The sequence below is a fragment of the Variovorax sp. 01T432 genome (genome assembly GCF_056398605.1).
In genome coordinates, this window is sequence record NZ_JBFTPS010000013.1 from 127,275 (window position 1) to 135,295 (window position 8,021).

Here is an 8,021-nt window from a genome sequence, read left to right on the forward strand (position 1 = left end):
GTGAGGTAGAGCGAGCCGCGGCTCATGCGAATGTCTTGCCTTCGGCCACCAGCTTCTGCAGCAGCGGCGCGGGCTGCCAGAAGCTCGCGTCGTCGTGCGGGTTCTTCGCGAAGCGCTTCATGGCCTCGGCCACGTTGAACAGGCCGACCTGGTTGGCGTAGTGCATCGGGCCGCCGCGCCAGAGCGGGAAGCCATAGCCGGTGAGGTAGACCATGTCGATATCGCCGGATTTCGAGGCGATGCCGTCTTCCAGGATGTGCGCGCCTTCGTTGACCAGCGAATAGACCAGGCGCTGCACGATCTCTTCGTCGGAGATCTTGCGCGGCGTGATGCCCAGTTCCTTGCGGTGGTCCTCGATCATCCTGTTGACGAGTTCGGACGGGATCGCATCGCGCTTGCCGGCCTGGTAGTCGTACCACCCTGCCCCGGTCTTCTGGCCGAAGCGGCCCAGTTCGCAGAGCTTGTCGGCCGTGCGGCTGTACTTCATGTCGGCGCGCTCGGTGGCGCGGCGCTTGCGGATGGCCCAGCCGATGTCGTTGCCCGCCAGGTCGCCCATGCGGAACGGGCCCATGGCGAAGCCGAACTTCTCGATCGCGCGGTCGACCTGTTGCGGCGTGGCGCCCTCGTCCAGCAGGAAGCCGGCCTGGCGCGAGTACTGCTCGATCATGCGGTTGCCGATGAAGCCGTCGCACACGCCGGAGACGACGGCCGTCTTCTTGATCTTCTTGGCGAGCGACATCACGGTGGCCAGCACGTCCTTGGCGGTCTGCTTGCCGCGCACGACTTCCAGCAGCTTCATCACGTTGGCCGGGCTGAAGAAATGCATGCCGACCACGTCCTGCGGGCGCTGGGTGAATGCCGCGATCCTGTCGACGTCGAGCGTGGAAGTGTTGGAGGCCAGGATGGCACCGGGCCTGGCGACGCGGTCGAGCTCCTTGAACACCTTTTCCTTGACGCCCAGTTCCTCGAACACGGCTTCGATGATCAGGTCGGCGTCCTTCAGGTCGTCGTAGTCGAGCGTGGTGCTCAGAAGCGCCATGCGCTGCTCGTACTTGTCCTGCTTGAGCTTGCCCTTCTTGACCTGGGCCTCGTAGTTCTTCCTGATCGTGGCGACGCCGCGGTCGAGCGCCTCCTGCTTCATCTCGAGGATCTTCACGGGGATGCCCGCGTTCAGGAAGTTCATCGAGATGCCGCCGCCCATGGTGCCCGCGCCGATGACGCCGACCGACTTGATGGCGCGCTGGGGCGTGTCTTCCGGCACGTCGGGAATGCGCGAGGCCGCGCGCTCGGCCATGAACAGGTGGCGCAGCGCCAGGGATTCGGGCGTGAACATCAGCGCGGTGAAGAGGCGGCGCTCCTCGGCCATGCCTTCGTCGAACTTCATCCGGGTCGCGGCCTGGACGGCATCGACGCACTTGAGCGGCGCCGGATAGTTCTTCGACATGCCGCCGACCATGTTGCGCGCGAACTGGAAGTAGGCGTCGCCCTGGGGGTGGTAGCAAGGCAGGTTGCGCACCAGCGGCATCTCGCCCGTCTTGCCGGCCACCGCCTTCGCGAGCTCGATGGCCTCGTCGAACAGCGACTCGGCCGAGCCGGCCATCTTGTCGAACAGCTTCTGGCCGGGCAGGTTCGCGAGCACCTCGCTCTTGACGGCTTCGCCGCTCACGATCATGTTGAGCGCGGTCTCGACGCCCAGCAGGCGCGGCAGGCGCTGCGTGCCGCCTGCGCCGGGCAGCAGGCCGAGCTTGACTTCCGGCAGCGCGATGCTGGTGCCGGGCGCGACGATGCGGTAGTGGCAACCCATGGCCAGTTCGAGCCCGCCGCCCATGCACACGGAATGGATCGCGGCGACGATCGGCTTGGACGAGTTCTCCAGCGAGAGGATCACGCTCAGCAGGTTGGGCTCCTGCAACGCCTTGGGCGTGCCGAATTCCTTGATGTCGGCGCCGCCGGAGAAGGCCTTGCCCTCGCCGGTGATGACGATGGCCTTGACGGCGGGATCGGCGTTGGCCTTGGACAGCCCGTCGGTGACGCCGATACGCGTCGAGAAGCCGAGGCCGTTGACCGGCGGGTTGTTCAGCGTGATCACGGCGACATCGCCGAGCACTTTGTATTCAGCCGTCATGCTGCGTTCCTTTGGGATGGGAGGAGGATCGGGAAAAAACGAATCGCGGGCGCAAAAAGCACGGGCGTTCTTTTTTTGTGAAATTCTAGGCGTTTCGCGTGACCGGACAATCAGGTCCAGTCGCTACCGGGACTCAGACCTCCAGCCATTCCTTGCGGATCGCGGCGTCGGCGCGCAGGCTGTCGGGCGTGCCGTCGAAGACGATGCTGCCGTGCCCCATGACCAGCGCGCGGTCGGAGATCTGCATCGCGATCGTCAGCTTCTGCTCGATCAGCAGCACCGAGATGCCCTTGTCCTTCAGCGTGCGCAGATACTGCCCCACGAGTTCGACGATCTTGGGGGCGAGTCCCTCGGTCGGCTCGTCGATGATGATCAGGTCGGGGTCGCCCATCAGCGTGCGGCACAGGGTCAGCATCTGCTGCTCGCCGCCGGAGAGCACGCCGGCCTCGGTGTGCTGCCGCTCCCGCAGCCGCGGGAACATGCCGTACATGTCCTCGAAGGACCAGCGGCTGCCCTTCCCCTTGCCCTTCTGGCCCAGCAGCAGGTTCTGGTGAACGGTGAGCTTGGGGAAGATGTCGCGGTTCTCGGGCACATAGCCGATGCCCATGTGGGCGATCTCGTAGGCCTTGCGGCGCAGGATGTCCTGCCCGTTCCAGTGCAGGCCGCCCTCGGCATGCACCAGGCCCATGATGGCCTTGGCGGTGGTCGAGCGGCCCGAACCGTTGCGCCCGAGCAGCGCGACGATCTCACCCGCGCCGACACTGAACGAAACGCCATGCAACACATGGCTCTTGCCGTAATACGCGTGGACGTCCTCGAGTTTCAGCATGTCAATGTCCTCCGCCCTGCGCTTCGGCAACGGACGAGCCCAGGTAGGCTTCCTGCACGCGCGCATTGGCGCGCACCGCCGCGGGCGTGTCGAAGGCGATGATCTCGCCGTAGACGACCACCGCGATCTTGTCGGCCAGGCCGAACACCACGCCCATGTCATGCTCCACGGTCAGCAGCGTCTTGCCGACGGTGACCTGCTTGATCAGCGCGATGAAGTGCGCCGTTTCGGTCTTGCTCATGCCGGCCGTGGGCTCGTCGAGCAGGATCACGCCGGCACCGCCGGCGATGGTGACGCCGATCTCCAGCGCGCGCTGCTCGGCATAGGTCAGGTTGACGGCCGGCACGTCACGCTTTCTTTCGAGTCCGACCTGCCGCATCAGCTCCTCGGTGCGCTCGTTGGCGTCGTCGAGCCTCGATAGAAAGCGCAGGAAGGTGTAGCGGTAGCCCAGGCTCCACAGCACGCCGCAGCGCAGGTTCTCGAACACGCTGAGCTTCGGGAAGATGTTGGTGATCTGGAAGCTGCGCGAGAGCCCGAGACGATTGATCTCGTAGGGCCTCATGCCGTCGATGCGCTGCCCGTTGAGAAGCACTTCTCCGCTGCTCGGCGACAGCCGCCCGCTGATGAGATTGAACAAGGTCGACTTGCCCGCGCCGTTGGGGCCGATCACCGCGATGCGCTCGCCGGCCCGCACCGCCAGGTCGACGCCGCGGATGATGTCGGTCTTGCCGAAGCTCTTGCGCAGCTTCTTGAGTTCGAGTGCGTAGGTCATGCTGGTCTGCGCTCCGCCGTCGCGGCCTCCCGGCGCTTGATTTCCGCCTCGATCTCTTCCTGCGCGTGGCCCCAGGCCCGCGCGAAGCGCCGGCGCACCAGTTCGAGCAGGCCCAGCCCCACCAGCGCCACGAGCGCCGCGCCAAGCCAGCTGGAGGCAAGCGTCGTGTCGAGCATGAGCCCGGCGAACTCGACCTCCGGTCCGAGGGCGGAACTCAATTGCACGTGGTAGACCATCTCCACGATCGCCGCGACGCCGACCACGAGAAGCGCGCCCGTGGCCAGGAGCCCGGCGTAGAGCGTCCAGAAGGGCTTGAAGCGGCCGAATTTGGCCACGCGCAGGTTCATCATGATCAGGCTGGCGACGCCGCCCGGCGCATACATCACCATGAACAGGAACACCAGGCCCAGATACAGCAGCCAGGCCTTGGTGAGCTCCGACAGCATGACCGAGGCGAAGACCAGCAGCACGGCGCCGATCATGGGACCGAAGAAGAAGACCGCCCCGCCGAGAAAGGTGAACAGCAGGTAGCCGCCGGAGCGTATGCCGCTGAGGCTGTCGGTGGCGTTGACGATCTCGAAGTTGATCGCCGCCAGGCTGCCGCCGATGCCGGCGAAGAAGCCCGCGATGATGAACGCGAAATAGCGCACGCGCTGGGTGTTGTAGCCGATGAATTCGACCCGCTCGGGGTTGTCGCGCACCGCGTTGAGGATGCGGCCCAGGGGTGTACCCGTGAACGCATACATGAGGGCCGTGCAGATGAAGCAGTAGATGGCGATCAGGTAGTACACCTGGATCTGCGGGCCGAAAGTCAGGCCGAAGAAGGGCGTCCCATACACCCGGTTGGTCGTGACACCCCCTTCTCCGCCGAAGAAGCCCGGGAACATCAGCGCCATCGAGGCCACGAGCTCGCCAATGCCGAGCGTGATCATGGCAAAGGTGGTGCCGGACTTCTTGGTCGTCACGAAGCCCAGCAGGATCGCGAAGAACATCCCGCCGGCGCCGCCGACCAGCGGAATCAGCACCAGCGGCACCGGCAGTTTGCCGGCGGTCGCCAGATTCATCGTGTGGATGGCGATGAAGGCGCCCATCCCGGTATAGACGGCATGCCCGAAGCTCAGCATTCCGCCCTGGCCGAAGAGGATGTTGTAGCTCAGGCAGATGATGATCAGGTAGCCCATCTGGGACAGCATCGTCAGCGAGAGGCTGGTGCGAAAGACGAGCGGCGCCACGATCAGCCCGAGCGCGAAGAACGCCCAGACGATGGCCCGCCTGGGGCTCCAGGCCGGTTGCCGGCGGCGCACTGCGGCCGGCGTTGTCGTGATGGTGGTCATTCTTTCAGTCCTCACGCGTGCCGAGCAGGCCCTTGGGGCGGAAGATCAGGATCAGCACCAGGAAGAGGTAGGGCAGGATCGGCGCCATCTGCGAGATTTTGAGGTCGAGCAGCTCGTACGCGAACGTCTGGCTGGAGACCGTCACGCCCAGGGCCTGCAGCCCGCCCGCCAGCGACTGGTCCATCGCCACCGCGAAGGTCTGGATCAGGCCGATCAGCAGCGACGCCAGGAAGGCGCCCGCCAGCGACCCCATGCCGCCGACGACCACGACCACGAAGATGATCGAACCGACCGCGGTGGCCATGGCCGGCTCGGTGACGTAGGTGTTGCCGCCGATCACGCCAGCCAGGGCCGCCAGGGCGGCACCGCCGCCGAACACGAGCATGAAGACACGCGGCACGTTGTGGCCCAGCGCCTCGACCATTTCGGGATGCTTGAGCGCGGCCTGGATGACCAGGCCGATGCGCGTGCGTGTCAGCAGCAGCCACACCGCCACCAGCATCAGGATCGCGATGAGCATGATGAAGGACTTGGACTTCGGGAACTGGGTGCCGTAGATCGTGAACAAGGGGCCCTCCAGCGCGTGCGGCAGGCCATACGGAACGACCGACCTGCCCCAGACCAGTTGCACCACCTCGAGGATCAGGTAGGAAAGTCCGAAAGTCAGCAGGAGCTCCGGCACGTGGCCGAACTTGTGAACGCGCCGCAGGCAGTAGCGCTCGAAGGCCGCGCCGATCGCGAACACCAGAAGCGGCGCAAGCACCAGCGCCGGCCAGAAGCCGATCACGCCGGAGATCGTGTAGGCGAAATAAGCGCCCAGCATGTAGAAGCTCGTGTGCGCGAAGTTGAGCACGCCCATCATGCTGAAGATCAGGGTCAGGCCCGAACTCAGCATGAAGAGCAGCAACCCATAGCTGAGTCCGTTCAGCAGGGAGATCGTGAAGAATTCCATCAGTTCACCGTCGCGGGTTCGAGGCGCCGGGCCTGCCCCACAAAAAGAACGCCGGTGAGCGATTCACATCACCCGCCGGCGCGTTGGAACAAGAAGAGGTCTCAGGAAGCCGAGGCCGAGGGACGCTTCATCTGGCACGAGGTCGGCGTGCTGGCGATGTAGGGCTCGAGATACTTCACGGGAGCGAAGGTGTAGCCGGTTTTTTCCACGCTGTACTTGTTCTTGGCGTCGACCTTCTGCCACTTGGAGATCCAGAGGCCCTGCTGCAGCTGATGGTCGGTCTTGCGCATTTCGCTCTCGCCGTTGAAGCCCTTGAACTTCAGACCTTCCAGTGCGGCCGCGACCTTGACGGGATCGGTCGATTTCGCCTTCGCCATCGCGTTGCTCAGCATCACCATCGCGTTGTAGATCGAGAAGGTATAGAAGTCATCGCCGAGCTTCTGCTGGAACTCGTTCATCAGCGAACCGAGGCGGCCCGGATAGTTGGAGTGGTTGTAGGCGATCTGATAGACCTCCAGATCGCCACCCGATGCCAGGGCCGTCGGCGTGCCGGAGACGCCTGCGTAGTAGGCATAGACGGGCACCTTCAGCCCGGCGTCGTTCAGGGCCTTGATCAGCAGGGTCATGTCCTGGCCCCAGTTGCCGGTCACGATGGTGTCGGCGCCGGACTGCTTGATCTTGGCGACGTAGGGCGCGAAGTCCTTCACCTGACCCAGGGGATGGAGATCGTCGCCGACGATCTGGGCGTCCGGGCGTTTGCGCGCCAGGCCTTCCTTGAAGTACTTGGCGACCTGCTGGCCATGCGAATAGTTCTGGTTGATGAGGTAGACCTTCTTGACGTGCGGCTGGTCCTTCATGAAGGTGGTCAGCGCTTCCATCTTCATCGAGGTGTCGGCGTCCAGGCGGAAGTGCCAGTAGTTGCACTTCTCGTTGGTGAGCACCGGGTCGACCGCCGCGTAGTTCAGGTAGATGATTTCCTTGCCCGGGTTGCGCTCGTTGGCCTTGCCGACGGCATCGGACAAGGGCACCGCCACGTTCGATCCGTTGCCCTGCGTGATGTACCGGAAACCCTGGTCACTGGCCGACTTGAGGAGATTGAGCGCCTCCTGGGGGGAACTCTTGCTGTCCATGCCCGTGATCTCGAACTTGACCCCGGCCGGATTTTCTTCAGGCGTCAGGTGTTCCGCCACGAACTGCCAGCTCTTGAGCTGGTTCTGCCCGACATTCGCGAAGGGGCCCGACAGGCCTTCGATCATGGCGATCTTGACGGTCTCGCCCTTCTGGGCGAAGACACTGCCGGCGCCAACCATCATCACCGCGATGGCTGCGAGCTTGAATGCAAATTTCATGGAAGTTGTCTCCTGGTCAGTGGTCTCGGAACAGGCTGCAGGGTACAAGTCTTTGCAGGGGCAACGCTCAGGGAATGCCCGTAAGAAACGGCGCAAGGGGGCCTCGGCTATCGCCCATGCGACAGGCGGAATCCTACCCGCCGGTAGGTTGCCTCAAACAGCGGGCAACTTGTAGTCGCGCAGTTGTTCGCGCAACCGAGTCTTGAGGATCTTGCCGGTGGCCCCCAGCGGAATCGCATCGACGAAAACCACGTCGTCCGGGATCTGCCACTTCGCGGTCTTGCCCTGGTAGAAGCCCAGCAGTTCCGCACAAGTCAGCTCGGAACCGGGCTTCTTCACCACGACCACGATCGGGCGCTCGTCCCACTTCGGGTGCGCCACGCCGATGCACGCCGCCATCGCCACGCAGGGATGGGAGACGGCGATGTTCTCGATGTCGATGGAGCTGATCCATTCGCCGCCGGACTTGATCACGTCCTTGCTGCGGTCGGTGATCTGCAGGTAGCCGTCGGGGTCGATGGTGGCGACGTCGCCGGTGGGGAACCAGCCGCGGCCCTCGTCATCCTTGACCAGCGGATCGCCGCCTTCGCCCTTGAAGTATTCCTTGACCACCCAGGGGCCCTTGACCATCAGGTCGCCGAAGGCCTTGCCGTCCCAGGG

The 8,021-nt window shown here is 64.4% G+C and carries 7 protein-coding genes; all 7 read right to left on the reverse strand.

What is annotated here, in order from left to right; translation table 11 throughout:
• Nucleotides 1–22: 22 nt before the first annotated feature.
• The gene (locus AC1DNF_RS12970) at nucleotides 23–2,125 is read right to left on the reverse strand and encodes a 3-hydroxyacyl-CoA dehydrogenase NAD-binding domain-containing protein (protein ID WP_478149004.1); all 2,103 of its coding nucleotides are present in this window, start codon (nucleotides 2,123–2,125) and stop codon (nucleotides 23–25) included.
• 133 nt (nucleotides 2,126–2,258) lie between these two features.
• Nucleotides 2,259–2,954 carry an ABC transporter ATP-binding protein gene (locus AC1DNF_RS12975; RefSeq protein ID WP_478149005.1) on the reverse strand — a complete coding sequence of 232 codons (696 nt, stop codon included), beginning with the start codon at nucleotides 2,952–2,954 and terminating at the stop codon, nucleotides 2,259–2,261.
• 1 nt (nucleotide 2,955) lies between these two features.
• Nucleotides 2,956–3,726, reverse strand: a complete 771-nt coding sequence (locus tag AC1DNF_RS12980; protein ID WP_478149006.1) for an ABC transporter ATP-binding protein — start codon at nucleotides 3,724–3,726, stop codon at nucleotides 2,956–2,958.
• Nucleotides 3,723–5,060 (reverse strand): branched-chain amino acid ABC transporter permease, encoded by a 1,338-nt coding sequence (locus tag AC1DNF_RS12985; protein WP_478149007.1) that lies wholly within the window; start codon nucleotides 5,058–5,060, stop codon nucleotides 3,723–3,725. The genes AC1DNF_RS12980 and AC1DNF_RS12985 overlap by 4 nt, the downstream gene beginning before the upstream one ends.
• A gap of 4 nt (nucleotides 5,061–5,064) precedes the next feature.
• Complete coding sequence (locus AC1DNF_RS12990) at nucleotides 5,065–6,012, reverse strand: branched-chain amino acid ABC transporter permease (protein WP_478149008.1); 948 nt, start codon at nucleotides 6,010–6,012, stop codon at nucleotides 5,065–5,067.
• 101 nt (nucleotides 6,013–6,113) lie between these two features.
• Nucleotides 6,114–7,361: a branched-chain amino acid ABC transporter substrate-binding protein gene (locus tag AC1DNF_RS12995; RefSeq protein WP_478149009.1), complete on the reverse strand. Its 1,248-nt coding sequence runs from the start codon at nucleotides 7,359–7,361 to the stop codon at nucleotides 6,114–6,116.
• A 153-nt stretch (nucleotides 7,362–7,514) separates the two neighbouring features.
• Nucleotides 7,515–8,021: AMP-binding enzyme (locus AC1DNF_RS13000; protein WP_478149010.1), on the reverse strand; the 507-nt coding region annotated here is incomplete at its 5' end.

Excerpts from the sequence above, each read along its gene's own strand:
- AC1DNF_RS12970 (WP_478149004.1), bottom strand. The coding sequence starts at position 2,125 with ATGACGGCTGAATACAAAGTGCTCGGCGATGTCGCCGTGATCACGCTG.
- AC1DNF_RS12975 (WP_478149005.1), bottom strand. The coding sequence starts at position 2,954 with ATGCTGAAACTCGAGGACGTCCACGCGTATTACGGCAAGAGCCATGTG.
- AC1DNF_RS12980 (WP_478149006.1), bottom strand. The coding sequence starts at position 3,726 with ATGACCTACGCACTCGAACTCAAGAAGCTGCGCAAGAGCTTCGGCAAG.
- AC1DNF_RS12985 (WP_478149007.1), bottom strand. The coding sequence starts at position 5,060 with ATGACCACCATCACGACAACGCCGGCCGCAGTGCGCCGCCGGCAACCG.
- AC1DNF_RS12990 (WP_478149008.1), bottom strand. The coding sequence starts at position 6,012 with ATGGAATTCTTCACGATCTCCCTGCTGAACGGACTCAGCTATGGGTTG.
- AC1DNF_RS12995 (WP_478149009.1), bottom strand. The coding sequence starts at position 7,361 with ATGAAATTTGCATTCAAGCTCGCAGCCATCGCGGTGATGATGGTTGGC.